This is a genomic window from Pseudoalteromonas sp. SG45-1, from assembly GCF_014164135.1.
Classification (GTDB): domain Bacteria; phylum Pseudomonadota; class Gammaproteobacteria; order Enterobacterales; family Alteromonadaceae; genus Pseudoalteromonas; species Pseudoalteromonas distincta.
Window position 1 is genome coordinate 1 of sequence record NZ_JACJEP010000004.1, and the last position, 18,205, is coordinate 18,205.

Below are 18,205 nucleotides of genomic sequence, written 5' to 3' on the forward strand. Positions count from 1 at the left end.
TTTCAGTTTTGACTTGTTCAATGAGTGTATTCATGACTTACCTCCAAGTTATGGGATAACCCCAAGGTAAGTGTGGCTCAAATGGTCAGAATAGGATCTCCGCGTAGCGGCTTAGTTCAACAATTCAATAGTGCGCTCATCGCGCATATTTTTGCCGACGCTACGCTCATTTTTCTGCATGATATAGTTTTAACAAATAACCTAAGGTATTACTATCACTAAGTTTTCTAAGACTTTAAAGAAAAGTTAAATAGAACAATATGAGCGCGTCGCTCATTTTCATGAATATATGCGCAAAAAGCAGTTTGACCAATCAATTAACTACTATATTTAGCCAATCTGAATGACCGCTTCTCGCTGTGAGCTCAAACCAGACCATTCTAATTGGCTATACAAGCTCAATAAACGTAATGGCTAATTGAAATATAATGGCAAACACACCCAGCAATAACAAATAAATGCCAAATAGCGTGGCTAAATTGGGTGCTTTTAGCGCTGTAAAATAATGTACCTAAACTATAAAAAATGCCGCCGGCAAGTAGCCAGTAAAGTGCCTTCACATCAACACTTGAATAAAGCGGATATACAATAGCCAGTGCAAACCAACCCATGAGCAAGTAGGTGGCGAGTGATATTTTTTTATTACCGTTTTTTACAAATATTTTGTACGCAACGCCCGCCAGTGCCACCGCCCAAATAAATGTAAGTGTTGCCCATGACCAAGCACCGGTTAATGAGATTAATAAAAAGGGAGTGTAGGTGCCGGCAATTAATAAGTATATGGCGCAGTGATCGCACTTTTTATAAAAGGCTCTTAAGCGCGGTTGAATACTGCCATGGTACAAAGTGGACGACAAAAACAGCACAAATAGGCTGCTGCCGTAAATTGCAGTACTAATATATGCTTTAGTGCTGGTGGCTAGGCTAAATAAATCCCACATAACAAATGCGGCAAATATAATACCGAGTGCATGGCTGATTACGTTTAGTTGTTCTTCTTTTTTAGAATAGGGCGCTTCTAACGACATGACAGATCCTACCACTATTTGAATGAATTTTAGTGTACAAGTGTACGCTGAGTTTTTCAATATTATAATTTTTATATGAATACAATAATTTATTGTTTTTCATAAAGTTGAAACATCAATTTAACCAATGCGTAATTAATAAGACGTAAAAAAGTCGTAATAGTTCGTTAGATTACTGGTAATTCCTAAAAACAATTAACCGGACGAACAGTGAAAAACATGAGAAATAAATTAACAACACGGCCTTTTCTTAAACTTACTAAATTGTCTGTGGCGATGATTTGCGTTACATCAACAAATAGTTTTGCAGATCAAACCATAAATAAAGAACTTGATGAAATAGTGGTTGTTGCTCAAAAGCGTGCGCAATCAATACAAGATGTGCCCGTAACAATAAGTGCCTACGATGGCGACTTTTTAGAAAGCTTAGGTATTGGCGAACTAGATACTTTATCTGAAATAACACCAGGGCTTGTTATTCAAGAGCAAAGCCCTAACAACCCGGGTTTTGTAATTCGTGGTATTACGTCTGATAGTGGGTCGTCTCAATCATCCCCTCGTGTGTCTATTTATTATAACGGAGCAGATGTATCACGCTCTCGTGGCTCATACTTTGAGCTTTTTGATGTAGAAGGGATTGAAGTTGTTAAGGGACCACAAGCGACACTGTTTGGAACAGCAGCTTCTGTAGGTGCTATTAGTGTAGCAACACGTAAACCAGAAAAAGATTTTTCGGCTCAATTAAAAGCATCCGTTGGTAATTACTCAGCCAAAGGTGCTAGTGGCTTTGTAACGGGTGGCAATGATTTATTGCAAGGCCGTGTTGCTTTTACTTATCGTGAACGTGATGGGTTTATAAAAAATATTGCAGGAGATAGTAACTCCCAAAATCCGGCTGGGTTTAAGCAAGATGACATGCATGCTATTGAGCGTTTTTCTTATCGTCCGTCTTTACGTATTACACCTAGTGACGATGTAACGATTGATTTGGTGTATACGTATGAAAAAAATGATGACTCGGGTACATCTTTTAAAAATGGGCTTTATGCACCCACCGGTGGTGATACAAGTCCATATAGCTTTGTTGAAATGCCAGGTAGTCCGTATGCAGAGTCTGTGTTTGGAAAAAAAGACTTAGGTGTGGAGCGCACAGTTAACGATTTAAATTTGACTGTAAATTGGGATGTAAGTAACGATTTAACAATCACCTCAATTACTGCAGGGCGTAATTTTGATTCTTTAGAAGTGTTTGATGCTGATGGTACGCAAGCATGGTTTTTAGAATTTGCAGAAGCTGCTGAGGGCGATCAATTTAGCCAAGAATTACGCGCTGTTTATACGCAGAATAAGTTCACTAGTATTTTTGGTGTGAGTTACTTTGAAGAAGATGGTAGCCAGCGTATTACATTTAGTACAGAGGAGTCTATATTTTTAAATTGCTTAGGCGTATTGGGCTCAGGTGTTCCTTGTATTAATAATGATGGTAGCGTTAATATTTTAACGCCAGTATTAACAGGTGGTGTAGTAAACGAGTTGCCATATTCACTAGAGTTTACAAACTATGGTGAAAACAAAGCGTACTCAGCGTTTGCTGATGTAACTTATGCTGCAACTGAGGCACTAGAGTTAACAGCGGGTCTTCGTTATATAAAAGAAGAAAAGCGCAGTGGTTATAGCTCTGCAGCACCCAATAGTGTTTTAACACAAGCGCCATTGTTTACGGTTGATACAAATGGTGAAACATTCTATGGCGATGCTGATTATGATGATTGGCTGCCACGTTTTAATGCGCTTTATATAATAAACCCTACTACAAATATGTATGCGACTGTTTCAAAAGGGCGTCGTTCGGAAGTACTTGAAGTAAGTTCGGCTAACGATGAACAAGGGAGTGTCGAAGCTTCTATATCAGAAGTCCCAGCGGAAATTATTTGGAACTACGAAACCGGTATTAAAGGCAAAGCGCTTGACGGGCGTTTAGATTACTCTGTCGCTGTATTTTATCAAGATTACTCTAACTTTCAGGTTACGTTACAGGATGATGAAGGCGTTGCGTTTTCTGCAGATGCGGGCTCTGCCACTAATGTTGGCGCAGAGGCTGAAGTAAGGGCGTTAATTAATAATGAGTTTGAGGTATTTGCCAATGCGGCTTACCTTGATGCTGAAATAGATAATGATAGTAATAACGGTAACCTCGCAGGCAATAAATTTAGATTACAACCAGAGTGGACGTTTAGTACGGGGCTGTTTTATTCAACAGAATTGTCGAACTCACTTAATTTAACGAGCTCTTTAATATATAGCTACCGCTCTGAAGTGTATTTTGAGCCAGCAAATGCGCCAATATCAGGCTTAGATATTAGCCAACCTGGGCTTGGATTAGTCAGTGCGCGCTTAGGAATTGCAAGTGATGATGATTGGGCCGTTAGTGTATTTGCCAGTAACTTATTAGATAAAGAGTATTTAGTTGATGCAGGTAATACTGGAGGGGGATTTGGCAACCCAACATTTGTTGCAGGGGCACCTCGCTTTGTTGGTATTGAGTTAACTCTCGGGTTTGGCGGACAATAATACATTTAACTACTTGATATTTTAATTGAGCCACTGCAAAGTGGCTTTTTTATGTGATCACGTTAAAGTGAATTTATATTAGGTAAAAATGAAACAAGATCTAAAAGCTGCTTTACTTACCGCCATTGTTTATCCTGGAGCGGGGCATTTTTCTTTAAAAAAACACCTTATAGGCGCTATTTTTGCGGGTGTATTCTCTGTTCTTTTAATTTTAACCTTTCAAGATATATTTGCGATTGCACAGTGTACTGCAAATGAAATTGTAAACGGAAAAATACCCATGTCGGTTACGGCCATTTTAAAAGCCGCGCAACAACCTTCTGACGCCTGCGCTCAACTCGCTGAATATAAGTATGTACCTTTAATGATTATAATTTGGGTGCTGAGTATGCTGGATGCATATCGTTTGGGCAGAAAAGCGCTGCCTACTAAAAAATAAGCCAGTTAATCAGAACTCGGTTTGGTTGGCTTATTAATATTTACTCTGATATTTAGCTATTATTGATGGCGGTAATAATTATTACCGCTTTTTCCATTTTTATACATATTTTTTGTAACCGAGATTTTTGCCTGCACCATGTAAACATCGTGTAAATACCTGTATATACCCAGTAAAATCCTCAAACCTCGTTAAATTGCTCACTTGTTGATACTTAGTTAATTAAAACCCTTCTCCTTGTACCTTTTTGTTCATTTAATGCTAATAAATAAATGGTACTTTCTGCTCGCCAAATTAACTTTGCTTAGCTATTAAGTATTGGTTTGGTATCAATTTATTACGTCAAGCAATGACGACTGATAATTTCAATTTAAGGAAATACGATGAATAACAGTTCAAATAATCACAAAAGAAAGGATTTTAAAGTGGCGAGCTTATCGTTAGCTTTATTATTAGGATGCTCAACAATAGCCAATGCCGCTGTTGAGAAGTTAACGGTGAGTGGGAACCAAATTCTTGCAGGTGGAGAAAACACAAGCTTTGCAGGACCTAGCCTATTTTGGAGTAATACGGGGTGGGGCGCTGAAAAATTTTACACAGCAGAAACAGTAGCAAAGGCAAAAACTGAATTTAATGCAACATTAATTCGTGCAGCTATTGGGCATGGTACGAGTACCGGTGGTAGTTTGAACTTTGATTGGGAGGGCAATATGAGCCGTCTTGATACTGTTGTAAACGCAGCTATTAGCGAAGATATGTACGTTATTATTGATTTTCATAGCCATGAAGCACATACCGATCAAGCAACTGCAATTCGCTTTTTTGAAAACGTAGCGACCAAATATGGGCAGTACGACAATGTTATTTATGAAATTTATAATGAGCCGTTACAAATTTCGTGGGTTAACGATATTAAGCCTTACGCAGAAACAGTTATTGATAAAATTAGAGCAATCGACCCTGATAACTTAATTGTGGTTGGTACGCCTACGTGGTCACAAGATGTGGATGTGGCATCACAAAACCCGATAGATCGCGCCAATATTGCTTACACTCTGCATTTTTATGCTGGTACGCATGGTCAATCGTATCGAAATAAAGCACAAACTGCACTCGATAACGGCATTGCACTATTCGCCACAGAGTGGGGTACAGTTAATGCTGATGGCAATGGTGGTGTTAATATTAATGAAACCGATGCATGGATGGCATTTTTTAAAACAAACAATATTAGCCACGCTAACTGGGCTTTAAACGATAAAAACGAAGGTGCATCGTTATTTACTCCAGGCGGTAGTTGGAATTCACTAACCGCTTCAGGCACTAAAGTTAAAGAGATCATTAAAGGTTGGGGTGGTAGTACGGTTGCTTTAGACTCTGATGGCGATGGTATAAGTGATAGTAACGATCAGTGCGATAACACTCCCGCAGGTACAACGGTTGATAGTATTGGTTGTGCAGTAATTGACAGCGATGGTGATGGTATTAGCGATAGTGTTGATCAATGCCCTAATACACCTGCAGGTGAAACTATTAATAATGTAGGTTGCGTTGTTGAAGTAGTTGAACCACAAAGCGATGTGGATAACGATGGTGTGAATGATGATATTGATCAGTGCCCAGATACACCTGCAGGTACTAGTGTTGATACAAATGGATGCAGTGTTGTGAGTTCAACCGATTGTAATGGTATTAATACATACCCTAATTGGGTGAACAAAGATTTCTCAGGTGGTCCGTTTACTCACAATAACACCGACGATAAAATGCAATATCAAGGCAATGCATACAGCGCAAATTGGTATACAAATAGCCTTCCAGGAAGTGATGCTTCGTGGACGCTTCTTTATAGTTGTAATTAAGCACGTTTTATAAAATATGCGAAGAAGGTAAATAATACATTTACCTTCTTTTTAAAAGTATTAGCCTTTATAAACACTTTGATGCTGGTTAACTATGTTATAACTTGGGGAGTTTATGTTATCTATATAACGCCAATCGGTTGTGATTTGCTCTTTAGTAATCGTCAGTAACATATATCCACGGTGTGATAAGTCACAATAGTTTAAGTCGTTTATTAGCAATGAAAGCGAGTCTGCCATTTGTTTTGCTTGTGCCGTATTAAGCGCTAAATAATGCTCCATACCTGGGGATGTAACACCTGGTGTTGCAAACTCTACTCCTACGCTTTCGCCTTTTGCATTTTTTAATGTGCCATGCCACGCATTGTGCGTATCACCTGCAACCACAACTAACTTTTTATTTAATGCAGTAACGCTTTTGTATAATGCTTCGCGCTCGCTTGGGTAACCATCCCACGCATCTAAATTGTAAGGCATTAAAGTATTTACGCGTGCGAGTTGCGCGGGTGTTACCGCTTTATTTGCTAACACGGCTTTTTTAATGGCAACAAGCTCTTTTAACACCTGGGGTATTTTGGTGCGATCGGATTGCGAGAATATTTCAGTAGGTAGCCACATTTTAGTCATCAATACTTGCTGGCCTAATATTTGCCACTTTGCATTCGATTTAGTTATTGCACTCGTAAGCCAGTTAAGTTGTGTGTTACCTAGTAACTGCCTTTTTGGATTATTTAAATCACTGGCAAAGCGAGCAACATCCATTTGTTTGGTCTCTAGGTTTTTATAGTCGCTGTAAGCGAGTTGTTTATCGCGTGCTATTACGCGAGTATCTAGCATGTGTAAGCTTATTAAATTACCAAAATCGAAGGTGCGGTATATTTGCGGGCTTTGTTCGCCCATTGGCGGCCTAATTGGCAGCCATTCGTAATAGGCTTGAATAGCTGCTGCACGGCGCTTAAAAAAGTCACCTTCATCAGGGGTATGATTTTCAGCACCACTTTTATAGGTATCGTTGGTAACTTCGTGATCATCCCATATTGCGATAAATGGCGCTGCAGCGTGAATTGCTTGTAAGCCTTGGTCTGTTCTGTAAATAGCATAACGCTTACGATAGTCGCCAAGGGTAATAATTTCACCGCTGTTATCGGCTGCTAATTGGCGGCCAATGTTTTCAGCATTTTCGGTAGCGTATCCGCCCATTGGGTATTCGTAAATGTAATCTCCCAAATGCAGTACTACATCTAAATCTTTTTGTTTAGCGGCATCGGTGTAGGCATTAAAGTACCCAGCAGGGTAGTTTGAGCACGACACAACAGCCATTTTTATTTGTTCAACATTGTTTATTGGTAGTGTTTTAGCCCGGCCAATTGGGCTTTGTGTATTTAAACCCACAAATCGATAAAAGTACTCTGTGTTTGGAGCAAGTTCTTGCACATCTATTTTTATTGTAAAGTCTCTGCTTTTATCTGTTTGTTCGCACCCGCTGCGGATGATGTTTTTAAATTGAGAGTCACTTGCCAGTTCCCAAGCAACAGTAACTTCAAAATTTGATTGAGAAGTAGTTGCACGTGTCCAAATTATTAAAGCATTACTGAGCGGATCGCCACTGGCTACACCGTGTTTAAATTCAATAGCCGATAGAGGTTTTTTTGTTAATGTTTGAGCACAACCTGTAATGGCACTCGATACTGCGACGGTAAATATGCTTGCTGCTGAGGTTTTTAAAAAATTTCGACGTGATGAAAGGGTCATACTGCACTTTTTGAATTATTTATAGTGGTGTGCACTTTAGCGGGTAGATATGACGTTTTTATAAACGCTAAATGTATTTAGTGTGACGGTATTAATACATTTAAACCCTTTTATTTATTAACTAAAAAGTAGTCAAAAAAATAAATTAAATGGTTAAATTAACAAGCTATGAATTTTTTAAATTAAAGCGATGCATATAAAATTGTTTAATTACAGTTGCTTACGATTTGTTTTTATGTTGGCACAACCCTTGAGTATGTAACTACGTCTAAACAATACACAAACAAGGAATACCATTATGAAACATTCAATTAAAATCGCTATGGCAAGTTTATTAGTATTAGGTTCTGCGCAAGTACATGCAACAGAAGTGGACCTAGATGTAACTGATATATTAACTCAAAGTGTAGCAAGCTACGTAAAGCAAACCACAATCGAGCTTGAAAAATCACTAAAGGAAACGCTTTATTTTGATGCTAAAACTGTTTTAGAGGGTTTATTAGATAAGCCCGCTTTAACAGATAGCACAGCGCTTAAAAATACTGACACTAGTATAAAAAACGTAAAATAAATCATTTAAAGGATTAAAACGATGAGCAGTGAACTTGGATTATTTGCATTAATGTTAGCACCCGTAGTCAGTATGATTAGCGCTTATTACTCGGTTCAAGTGTTTAAAGCTATGGGAGGTTGGTTTAATCTTTAGCCAATTATATAGCTGGTAATTAATTCGATTCATACAAAGCTGATCGACTTAGCAAAAGCGCACGTAAATAAAGGCAGAGTGTTTGAAAGAAGTAGACTTTATGAAACGTGCGATTTTTCCATTACCCATTTTTATGTTACCAGAAGGCTATACGCGATTACGCATATTTGAGCCTCGCTATTTAAATATGGTTAAAACCGCATTAAAAAACAATACAGGGTTTGTGCTTTGTACATTTGAGCACGACACGCCATTTAATATAAGCGCGCAAGGTTGCCTTGTTGATATTATTGATTTTGACCAAGACGACAACGATGTATTATTAATCGATGTGTTTGCTTCTCAAAGCGTTCAAATAAATGACGTTTATCAAGACGAGGACGAACTGCGACATGGTTTGGTGTCTTCTTGTAATACGCCATATTGGTATAAGGATTCTAACAACTCAGTTGGCGAACATGACTTATTGCATGATGCGCTTTTAAACGTGTTTAAAAGTAATCCAGAACTTAATTTACTGTACAAAAAAACTCACTTTGACAAACTGCCTTGGATTGCAGCCCGTTGGCTTGAGCTCCTACCTATTTCTATTGAGAAAAAACAGCAACTTGCGTTTGAAACGAACTTTGATAACTTACTGAATTTCCTCCATACTGTGATTAATAACGAATTTGCCTAAATTTTATGATCCTAAATTAATTATTGCCCGTATTACTTAATACAAAAGCAATAACGGGATAAATTATTATGGTAAGTCAACAACAATCACCACGTTGTGAACCTAATACAGGTAAGTACACTGCCATGCCAGAAACGCCGAGTAAAGAACTCATGCAAGCGCTTATAGATGTTGCACAGTCACGCGATAAAAAAGCATTTTCCTATTTATTTGAATACTTTGCGCCAAAAATTAAACGCTTTGGAATTAAGCAATTTGGTGTTGAAGCTCAAGCAATGGAGCTTGTGCAAGAGACGTTAACATCTGTTTGGCGTAAAGCACATTTGTATCACAGTGATAAAGGTGCGGCTACTACGTGGGTTTATACCGTTATGCGTAACGCTTCATTCGATATGCTTCGTAAAATGAAAAGTAATAAAGAAGAAAACATAAGCGAAGATATTTGGCCGTTATTAAACGAATCACAAGATACACATCACGAATACAGTGATCATTTAGAAGATAAACAAATTAAACGTTATTTAGACAAATTACCTATTGCTCAACGCGAAGTGGTAAGAGGCGTTTATTTTCAAGACATGTCGCAAGAGCAACTTGCACATCAACTTAATATTCCAGTAGGCACGGTAAAATCACGATTACGTTTGGCCTTGCAAAAATTACGTAATGAAATGGGAGATCAGCATGATTAAACATCACCCGAGTGAAACTTTACTGACACAGTATTGCGATGCATCACTTGCTACATCATTGAGTTTAGCCGTTTCTATACATGTAGATATGTGCCCTGTGTGCCAAGCTAAAGTAGCTAAAATTGAGGCAAGTAACGCAAACGCATTATTTAGCGAAGAGCCAGCGCAGTATGAGAAACCTCAAGCTGAGCAACCTGAGTTACTTGAAGAATTTGAATTGAATGTGCTTGATATGATCACGTCTGATGATTCTATCGACGAAGTTTATGAAGTAGAGCCTGTTTCTATTAAAGTTAATGAGCATAACTATCAGCTTCCACGTGCGCTAACGCGTATTTCTCACAGTAAATTTACCCAAGTGGGTAAGCTTGCGAGATCGCGTATTGCACTTGATGATGGCCCATTACGCTCTAGCTTGTTACATATTGATGCTGGTGGTGAAATACCAGAACACACGCACACTGGCTTTGAAGTTACTTTACTCCTAGATGGCGAGTTTAGTGATGAAGAAGGAAAATATGTCCCAGGTGACTTTATATGGCAAGATGGTAGTCACCAACATACACCTTTAACAAAAGATGGTTGTTTGTGCTTTACAGTTGTCAGTAGTGCGCTACATTTTAATAAGGGCTTCAGCAAGTTACTAAATCCAATAGGTAATTTGATTTACTAAGAGAATTTATGCACACAGATATAATAAAAATAGGTATAAGCGCCTGCTTAGCAGGCGAAAAAGTTAGATTTGACACAGGTCATAAAAAGTCAAATTTCTGTATGGATGAGTTAGGTAAACACGTTGAATATACACGGTTTTGTCCGGAGGTAGCGGTAGGTTTACCAATACCTCGACCAACTATTCGCCAAGTTAAAGTGGGAGATACTATTAAAGTATGTCGCCCAGATGGTACTGGAGACGTAGGCCAGCAACTTACCGAATATGGTAAAAAAGTTGCAACAGAACAAGCTAAAGAGTTGAGCGGGTTTGTATTTTGCGCAAAAAGTCCAAGCTGCGGCATGGAGCGCATTAAAATATACAACGAAGCAGGCACGGGTAATACTTCTGAAGGCGTTGGTTTTTTTGCTGAGCAAATAATGAAGCACAACCCATTATTGCCATGTGAAGAAAACGGACGTTTAAATGACATGCACTTACGTGAAAACTTTGTAATGAGAATTTACGTATTTAAAAACTGGCAAAAATTAGTACAAGAGCCGCTTACGGTTCACAAGCTTACTCAATTTCATTCTCAGTATAAGTACTTGTTGATGGCTCACAATTACCAAGCTTATCGAGATTTGGGTAATCTGCTTGGAACGTTCGTAGGTGACAATATAAATGCAGTTGCGGATGAATATATTTTAGGTTTGATGACGGGTCTGAAAAAGCCAGCTTCTCGCAGAAATAATTGCAACACCCTAATGCATTTACAAGGCTACTTTAAAAATGATTTATCGAAGGTTGAAAAACAAGAACTTCGTGATGCGATAGACGAATACCGCGAAGGATTGGTGCCATTGTATGTACCACTTACCTTGTTAAAACATCATTTGAAAGTTCATCCGAATGAGTACCTTGAAAAACAAGTGTTTTTTAACCCATACCCTCACGATTTAAAACTACGATTTGGTATTTAATGGATACATTATTTTGGTTTAGGCGCGATTTGCGCCTTTTTTCTAATGAAGCGTTAATTCAAGCGCTAAATAATGGCGCTAAACACGCCATTTTTTTTGTGTCTGAAAAACAGTGGCAACAACACCAAGCTGCGCCTATTCAGATTGACTTACTCAAGCGCCGAGTTACTTATCTTCAATCACAACTTGCTGATTACGGTATTACTTTACATATTATTGAAGCGCCTAGCTTTAGTGATTGTACGCGCGAGCTGATTAACTTTTGTAAAGCAAACGATGTAAAACACGTAATTGCTAATACAGAGTATGAGCTTAATGAAGTAAACCGCGATAAAGCAATTTTGCATGAATGCGATGAGCTTTCTATTACTTTTACTTTGTACGAAGGTGATTTAATTGCACCTGCAGGCTCTGTCAAAAATCAAAGTAATGAAATGTATAAAGTGTTTACTCCCTTTAAACGTGCATGGTTAAAGCAGTATCAAGATACACACTTTAGTTTGCCACAATGGCCTTTAACTTCTGAGCCAATAAAATTTGATGAAAGCGACTTACTAAAAAGTGATGGATGCTCAGATAAGTGGCCGGTTGACGACGAAACACTCTCTACCGTGGTCGATAACTTTATATGCGACAAACTTACAAGTTACGACGACCAGCGTGATATTCCCAGTGTAAAAGGCACATCGGGTTTAAGCCCGTATTTAGCACTAGGTATTGTAAGCACAAAGCAACTGCTTATTAATATTCAGCAGCGTTATCCTGATATTTTAACTACATCAAAAAGTAAAACGTTTACTTGGATTAACGAGCTTGTTTGGCGCGAATTTTACAGACATTTAATTGCTGAATTTCCGAAGCTTTCGCGCGGCGATAACTTTAACGAAAAGTATAATGCTGTAGTGTGGCGTAAAAGTGAAAGCGATTTTAAAGCATGGTGCGAAGGGCGTACAGGTTACCCATTAGTGGATGCAGCAATGCTACAACTTAAGCAAACCGGTTGGATGCATAATCGTTTACGAATGGTTGTTGCAAGCTTTTTAACTAAACATTTATTAATAGACTGGCGTGAAGGTGAACGCTTTTTTATGCAGCACTTAATTGATGGCGATTTAGCCTCAAATAATGGTGGTTGGCAGTGGGCTGCAAGTACGGGCTGTGATGCTCAGCCTTATTTTAGAGTTTTTAATCCTATCAGACAAAGCGAGCGCTTTGATCCAACGGGCAAGTTTATCCGTAAGTATTTGCCAGAGCTTGAAAACGTGCCAGATAAACACATTCATTTTCCACACACTTATTTAGCCGCAACAGGCAAAGATAAGGAATGTTACTGGCCAGCAATAGTTGATCATAAAGCGGCACGAGAACGTGCACTTGCTGCATTTAAGGTGTGATATGGATAACCAGTTACCAGTAGATAAATTTGTTGAAATATACCAACAGCTTGATAGCACTAATCTTGATTTATTGAGTGATATTTACTGTGACAAGATACAGTTTATAGACCCGATGCATGAAATTAACGGCATTGTAGAATTGCGCAGGTACTTTGCTAACTTATACAGCAATGTTAAGCATTGCCAGTTTGATATTAGTGATTCGTTTAATAGCGGTAACAATGCTTTTATTTATTGGACTATGCATTATGCACATCCAAAGCTTTCATCAGGTAAAACTATCTCGGTAGACGGTCATAGCAAGCTTATTTTTAAAGATGGCAAAATTATTAAGCACAGAGACTACTTTAATGTGGGCGAGTTGTTATACAAACACATTCCTTTACTTGGTAGCGTTATAAAGCTAATTGATAAAAGGGCAGGTTAATTATGATCACACTTATAACGGGTGCTACATCAGGTATTGGCGAGCAGCTAGCAATTAAATATGCACAGCTAGGAGACACTGTTATAGCTTGCGGTCGTAATAGTGATAAGCTCGCCGAGCTTGCTAAATATGACAATATCCAAGCATGTAAATTTGATGCAACTAACCTGCAAGATATAAAAGAGTCGACAGTTGGCTTTCCTCATTTTGACCGTGTTATTTTAAACGCTGGTAATTGTGAATATATAGATGATGCGCGCAATTTTGATAGCGCGTTGTTTGAGCGTGTAATAAACGTTAACTTACTTTCTATCGGGTATTGCCTTGAGGCGTTACTTCCTAAAATAAATCCAGGCGGCCAACTTGTTTTAGTTAGCTCAAGTGTTACTTACCTTGCGCTACCTCGTTCAGAAGCTTATGGCGCATCAAAAGCGGGTGTAAGTTACTTAGCAAAAAGCTTAGCGGTTGATTTAAATGATGTTGATGTGACTTTAGTTCATCCCGGGTTTGTAAAAACGCCACTTACTAATAAAAATGATTTCCCGATGCCTATGGCCGTTACTGCTGAAAAAGCAGCTGACTACATGATTAAGGGTATTCAAAAACGCCGCAAAGACGTTCATTTCCCTTATCGTTTTACACTTATATTAAAAGCTTTACGCATTTTACCACTGCCGATTTGGCTTAAAATCGCAAAAGGATTAGCCCGTTGAAAAAAATAGCAATAATAGGAACTGGTGTATCTGGTTTAACATGTGGGCATTTGCTTCACAAACATTACGATGTAACCGTATATGAAAAAAATGATTACATAGGTGGCCACACAGCAACGGTTGATGTTGATGTGTGTGGCATCAAATACGCAATAGACACTGGCTTTATTGTATTTAATGACCGAACTTACCCATATTTTGAAAAGTTACTTTCGCGCATTGGTATTGATAAACAAACAACCCAGATGAGCTTTAGTGTGCATAACGAAGCTACTGGTTTTGAATACAATGGACATACGTTTACAAGCTTATTTGCACAGCGTCGTAATATTTTTAGACCTAAATTTTGGCGATTATTGTACGACATTGTTAGGTTTAACAAACTGTGCAAAGCAATGCATGAAAAAGGTGATTACCAGTCTGATCAATCATTAGGGCAATTGCTTAACGATAACCAGTTTAATGACTTTTTTAAATACCATTATATTCTTCCTATGGGCGCGGCTATTTGGTCTACCAGTATTAAAGAAATGGAAAACGTAGGTGTTGAGTTTTTTGTTAAGTTTTTCTTTAATCACGGGCTTTTAGATGTAACCAATAGACCACAGTGGTATGTAGTACCAGGAGGCTCTCGTCAGTACATTAAGCCGCTGATCAGAGGTTTTGCCGACAAAATTAACCTCAATGCAAATATTAAATCAGTTACGCGTCAAAATGATGAAGTAACAATAGAGTTTGCCAATGGTGAGCAAAGTAAATTTGATAAAGTAATATTTGCTTGTCATTCAGATCAGGCGCTTGCACTACTGGGTGATGCTACTGAGCAAGAAAAGTCAGTATTGGGTGCAATAGCTTACACTGAGAACTCAGTGGTGTTGCACACCGATACAAACCTTTTGCCAGATAGAAAAGCGGCATGGGCAAGCTGGAACTACCTACTTAACAACAACACTGATAAAGCTGCTGTTGTAACTTACCAAATGAATATTTTGCAAGGTATACAATCAGATACACAGTTCTGTGTAACGCTTAACCATCTTGAAGGAATAAGCCAAAGTAAAATTTTGCGCGAGTTTACTTATCACCACCCTGTATTTAACCAAGAGTCTATTGCGGCTCAAAAACTTAAACACAGTATTGACGGACACAACAATAGTTATTTTTGTGGCGCTTATTGGTACAATGGTTTTCATGAAGATGGCGTACACAGTGGTGTAGATGTAGCCAAGCAACTTGGGGTCGAATTTGACTAGTGCAGTGTATTTAGGCGATGTTAAACATCGCCGTTTTGCTGTTAAAGAACATCGCTTTAGTTACCCTCTGTATATGATGTGGGTAGATTTAAATAATCCTCAACAACTAAATGGTGTGCATAAACACATAGGTACGTCAGGCTTAAAGGCGTTAAAGTTTAATGAAGCTGATTATCTTAAAGGCACCTCACAGCTTGCTAAACGTCCTCTTATTGAGCGTGCACACGAACAACTTGCCAATTTAGGTATTACTGAAACCTTTACTCATATTTACATGCTTGGGCAACTTCGTTGTTTTGGTGTGTATTTTAGTCCTGTTAATTTTTACTTTTTTGGTCATAACGACACCCGTTTTAAATACATGATTGCTGAAGTAAGTAATACACCATGGAACGAACGTCATTATTATTTAGTACCTTTAGAAAAAAAAGTGAACTTTAAAAAGGTTTTTTCCGTATCACCTTTTATGAATCTAGATATGAACTATCATTGGCATGTTAAGCAATCGCCTGATAAAACATTGATACACATTGAAAATAAGCGAAATGAAGAGCTATTATTTGATGCTACACTTCGCTTAAAACGTAAAGAACTTACTAAAGAAGAAGTTAATAAGTTATTTAAACGTTTTCCGGCCATGACATGGTCTATTTTCAAAGGTATTTATTATCAAGCGTTAAAGTTGTTTATTAAACGAGTTCCTTTTTTAGGCCACTCAGGCAAGCCATAAAGCACATAGATAGTCAGGACAATTAATAGGTATTTCAATGGATAAAGTGTCGAGCTTAAATTGCGAACAAAGCACAAACTGGTTAACTAACATATATAAAAAATTAGTGACTAAAGCCTTCTCGTCAATTGAAACAGGTCAAGTTGTTTTAATTGAAGGGAATGAGCGTACAGTTTTTGGCGACCCATCTTCAGTGCTAAAAGCAACAATTATTGTAAACGATAAAGCTATGTATAAGGCATTTGCATTATCTGGGAGCGTTGGCGCTGGTGAAGCGTATATTTTGGGGCATTGGTCTTGTGACAACTTAACCTCTTTCATTGAGATATTTGCTATAAATGAGAAGCAACTTGATGAGTTTGAGAAGAAATTCGCATTTTTTAGCAATATTGCACACCGGTTTAATCACATAAAAAATAAAAATTCTGAATCGGGTTCTAAGAAAAACATCGTTGCTCATTACGACTTAGGTAATGATTTGTACGAATCATTTTTGAGTAAAGAAATGCTTTACTCAAGTGCTGTATATCCTTCAAAAGAAGCGACGCTTGAAGAGGCTCAACAATACAAGCTGAAACGCATTTGTGAGCAAGTTGAGCTTCAAAAAAATGATTCAGTAATTGAAATTGGTACAGGGTGGGGGGCTTTTGCTATATATGCAGCCACACATTACGATTGCCATGTAACAACAACAACCATATCTGATGAACAACATGATTATGTCGCTAATAAAATTTCAGAGCTTGGTCTTGAAAGTAAAATTACATTACTTAAGCTTGATTACAGGCAATTGAGAGGAAAATACGACAAGCTTGTTTCTATCGAAATGATAGAAGCGGTAGGTCATGAGTACTTACCTAGCTTTTTTACCCAATGTGGTGAACTGTTAAAAGACGACGGTGCAATGCTCATACAAGCTATAACTATTGGCGACCAGCGTTATAAGCACTACTTAAAAAACTCTGACTTTATCCAGCAGTATATTTTTCCGGGCGGATGCTTGCCATCGCTTAACGAAATGAGTGAGCAGATTAAAAATAATACCGATATGGTTATTCACACTGTTAATGATATTGGCGCTCACTACGCACGAACATTAGCAGATTGGCGAACCCGTTTTATAAAAAGCTGGCCTGATTTAGACCGCTCTAAATTTGATGAACGCTTTTATCGTTTATGGTTATTTTATTTTGCTTATTGCGAAGGTGCATTTAGAGCCAGAGCAACAAGTACGGTGCATTTAATGGCGCGTAAACCACGCTTTGTTAGCGATAACGATGATATTGCGCTCGGTTACTAATTTTGTTTTATTTCAAGCAGTGTGGTTTTTATCCTTGCTGCTTGAAGCTGATTCGCTACTTTTTAGCGGATTGATTATTGTTTTAATGTTTTGGTTGTCAAAACAAAAAAAACAAGACACCTTACTTCTAATTAAAGCCCTGCCTTTAGCGCTATTGTTAGAGTTTATTGCAGTAAAGTTAGGCTTGTTAGAATTTGAAGTTTATCCCTTCCCTCTATGGCTCGTCTTTTTATGGGCTGCGTTATTACTTTCTTTAAATACTTCTATGGTTTTTTTGAGTAAATTAAAGCTTTGGCAGGCCTTTTTAGTGTGCATGGCTTTTGCGCCAGCAAGTTATTGGGCTGGAGCACGCTTTGAAGTAATAAGTTTAGGTTTACCTTTATGGCAGTTTTGGCTCGTTTACGGTGCGCTTTGGTCTACAGTGTTTATTGTTATTCTTTTTATAAACCAAAAAATCAAGTTATTCATCAATCGCTGATCGCCCACAATTCCCATTTCGTAACATTACTCATTGACTCAAGGGAGCTTATTTTGAAATTTTTACTAAAGGCAGTTACTTTTTATTTGCTTACAACTTCAATTGTTTTAGCTAACACACAGTTTAACAAAGTAGGTGAAGCACGAATGGAGTATTTATTTTGGGATGTATATGACGCGGTTTTATTTACCTCTTCAGGTAATTACAGCGCAGGAACGCATCCTATTAAATTTAAACTTACCTATTTACGTGACTTTGAAGCTAAAGAAATCGTAAAAGCAACAAATGAGCAGTGGGAGCATATTGGAAAAAAAGAGCTAGCAGACAAATACGACAGTAAATTATTGTCTATTTGGCCTGATATTAGACAAGGTGATTCGCTAACGTTAGTCACAAATGAGCAGGGTATGAGTACTTTTTATCATAATGATGAAAAAATTGGCGAAATAAATGAACCTCAATTTTCGAGTGATTTTTTAGCCATTTGGCTGGATGAAAAAACCTCTGAGCCGAAACTACGAAAGCAACTATTAGGGAATTAAT

Annotated in this window: 18 protein-coding genes; 16 read left to right on the forward strand and 2 right to left on the reverse strand. The window is 38.0% G+C overall.

Annotation, left to right across the window (positions count from 1 at the left end; all coding sequences use genetic code 11):
- Nucleotides 1-398: 398 nt before the first annotated feature.
- Nucleotides 399-1,028 carry a hemolysin III family protein gene (locus H5117_RS04950; RefSeq protein ID WP_182736366.1) on the reverse strand — a complete coding sequence of 210 codons (630 nt, stop codon included), beginning with the start codon at nucleotides 1,026-1,028 and terminating at the stop codon, nucleotides 399-401.
- A 219-nt stretch (nucleotides 1,029-1,247) separates the two neighbouring features.
- Between H5117_RS04950 and H5117_RS04955 the strand changes: the two genes are divergently transcribed.
- The 3 genes from H5117_RS04955 (at nucleotide 1,248) to H5117_RS04965 (ending at nucleotide 5,900) form a co-directional block, all read left to right on the forward strand.
- Entirely contained in the window at nucleotides 1,248-3,599 is a 2,352-nt protein-coding gene (locus H5117_RS04955) for a TonB-dependent receptor (RefSeq protein WP_182736368.1), read from the forward strand.
- Between the two features lie 88 nt (nucleotides 3,600-3,687).
- Nucleotides 3,688-4,038, forward strand: a complete 351-nt coding sequence (locus H5117_RS04960; protein ID WP_182692446.1) for a hypothetical protein — start codon at nucleotides 3,688-3,690, stop codon at nucleotides 4,036-4,038.
- A 383-nt stretch (nucleotides 4,039-4,421) separates the two neighbouring features.
- Nucleotides 4,422-5,900: a cellulase family glycosylhydrolase gene (locus H5117_RS04965; RefSeq protein ID WP_182736370.1), complete on the forward strand. Its 1,479-nt coding sequence runs from the start codon at nucleotides 4,422-4,424 to the stop codon at nucleotides 5,898-5,900.
- Nucleotides 5,901-5,960: 60 nt separating this feature from the next.
- On the opposite strand, the gene H5117_RS04970 is transcribed toward H5117_RS04965, so the two are convergent.
- Nucleotides 5,961-7,652 carry an alkaline phosphatase gene (locus tag H5117_RS04970; protein WP_182736372.1) on the reverse strand — a complete coding sequence of 564 codons (1,692 nt, stop codon included), beginning with the start codon at nucleotides 7,650-7,652 and terminating at the stop codon, nucleotides 5,961-5,963.
- Nucleotides 7,653-7,950: 298 nt separating this feature from the next.
- On the opposite strand from H5117_RS04970, the gene H5117_RS04975 reads away from it, so the two are divergent.
- The 13 genes from H5117_RS04975 to H5117_RS05035 all read left to right on the forward strand — a co-directional run bounded on the left by H5117_RS04975 (nucleotide 7,951) and on the right by H5117_RS05035 (nucleotide 18,204).
- Complete coding sequence (locus H5117_RS04975) at nucleotides 7,951-8,223, forward strand: hypothetical protein (protein ID WP_182736374.1); 273 nt, start codon at nucleotides 7,951-7,953, stop codon at nucleotides 8,221-8,223.
- A gap of 235 nt (nucleotides 8,224-8,458) precedes the next feature.
- On the forward strand, nucleotides 8,459-9,037 hold the full coding sequence (locus tag H5117_RS04980) for an LON peptidase substrate-binding domain-containing protein (protein ID WP_024596915.1): 579 nt from the start codon (nucleotides 8,459-8,461) through the stop codon (nucleotides 9,035-9,037).
- A gap of 68 nt (nucleotides 9,038-9,105) precedes the next feature.
- Entirely contained in the window at nucleotides 9,106-9,729 is a 624-nt protein-coding gene (locus H5117_RS04985) for a sigma-70 family RNA polymerase sigma factor (protein ID WP_002962457.1), read from the forward strand.
- Nucleotides 9,722-10,402 (forward strand): ChrR family anti-sigma-E factor, encoded by a 681-nt coding sequence (locus H5117_RS04990; protein WP_002962459.1) that lies wholly within the window; start codon nucleotides 9,722-9,724, stop codon nucleotides 10,400-10,402. The genes H5117_RS04985 and H5117_RS04990 overlap by 8 nt, the downstream gene beginning before the upstream one ends.
- An 8-nt stretch (nucleotides 10,403-10,410) precedes the next feature.
- The gene (locus tag H5117_RS04995) at nucleotides 10,411-11,364 is read left to right on the forward strand and encodes a DUF523 and DUF1722 domain-containing protein (RefSeq protein ID WP_024606012.1); all 954 of its coding nucleotides are present in this window, start codon (nucleotides 10,411-10,413) and stop codon (nucleotides 11,362-11,364) included.
- A complete protein-coding gene (gene phrB, locus H5117_RS05000) occupies nucleotides 11,364-12,758 on the forward strand; it encodes a deoxyribodipyrimidine photo-lyase (protein ID WP_024606011.1) in 1,395 nt (464 codons plus the stop codon). The genes H5117_RS04995 and phrB overlap by 1 nt, the downstream gene beginning before the upstream one ends.
- 1 nt (nucleotide 12,759) lies before the next feature.
- Complete coding sequence (locus tag H5117_RS05005) at nucleotides 12,760-13,188, forward strand: nuclear transport factor 2 family protein (protein ID WP_182736376.1); 429 nt, start codon at nucleotides 12,760-12,762, stop codon at nucleotides 13,186-13,188.
- A gap of 2 nt (nucleotides 13,189-13,190) precedes the next feature.
- Entirely contained in the window at nucleotides 13,191-13,901 is a 711-nt protein-coding gene (locus tag H5117_RS05010; RefSeq protein WP_182736380.1) for an SDR family NAD(P)-dependent oxidoreductase, read from the forward strand.
- Nucleotides 13,898-15,154 carry an NAD(P)/FAD-dependent oxidoreductase gene (locus H5117_RS05015; RefSeq protein WP_182736393.1) on the forward strand — a complete coding sequence of 419 codons (1,257 nt, stop codon included), beginning with the start codon at nucleotides 13,898-13,900 and terminating at the stop codon, nucleotides 15,152-15,154. The genes H5117_RS05010 and H5117_RS05015 overlap by 4 nt, the downstream gene beginning before the upstream one ends.
- Nucleotides 15,147-15,884 carry a DUF1365 domain-containing protein gene (locus H5117_RS05020; RefSeq protein WP_182712420.1) on the forward strand — a complete coding sequence of 246 codons (738 nt, stop codon included), beginning with the start codon at nucleotides 15,147-15,149 and terminating at the stop codon, nucleotides 15,882-15,884. Before H5117_RS05015 ends, H5117_RS05020 begins: the two co-directional genes overlap by 8 nt.
- Before the next feature lie 37 nt (nucleotides 15,885-15,921).
- Nucleotides 15,922-17,184 (forward strand): cyclopropane-fatty-acyl-phospholipid synthase family protein, encoded by a 1,263-nt coding sequence (locus H5117_RS05025; protein WP_182736398.1) that lies wholly within the window; start codon nucleotides 15,922-15,924, stop codon nucleotides 17,182-17,184.
- Nucleotides 17,162-17,662, forward strand: a complete 501-nt coding sequence (locus H5117_RS05030) for a DUF2878 domain-containing protein (RefSeq protein WP_182736400.1) — start codon at nucleotides 17,162-17,164, stop codon at nucleotides 17,660-17,662. Before H5117_RS05025 ends, H5117_RS05030 begins: the two co-directional genes overlap by 23 nt.
- Before the next feature lie 53 nt (nucleotides 17,663-17,715).
- Nucleotides 17,716-18,204: a chalcone isomerase family protein gene (locus H5117_RS05035; protein ID WP_165724281.1), complete on the forward strand. Its 489-nt coding sequence runs from the start codon at nucleotides 17,716-17,718 to the stop codon at nucleotides 18,202-18,204.
- The last annotated feature ends 1 nt before the right edge of the window (nucleotide 18,205 follow it).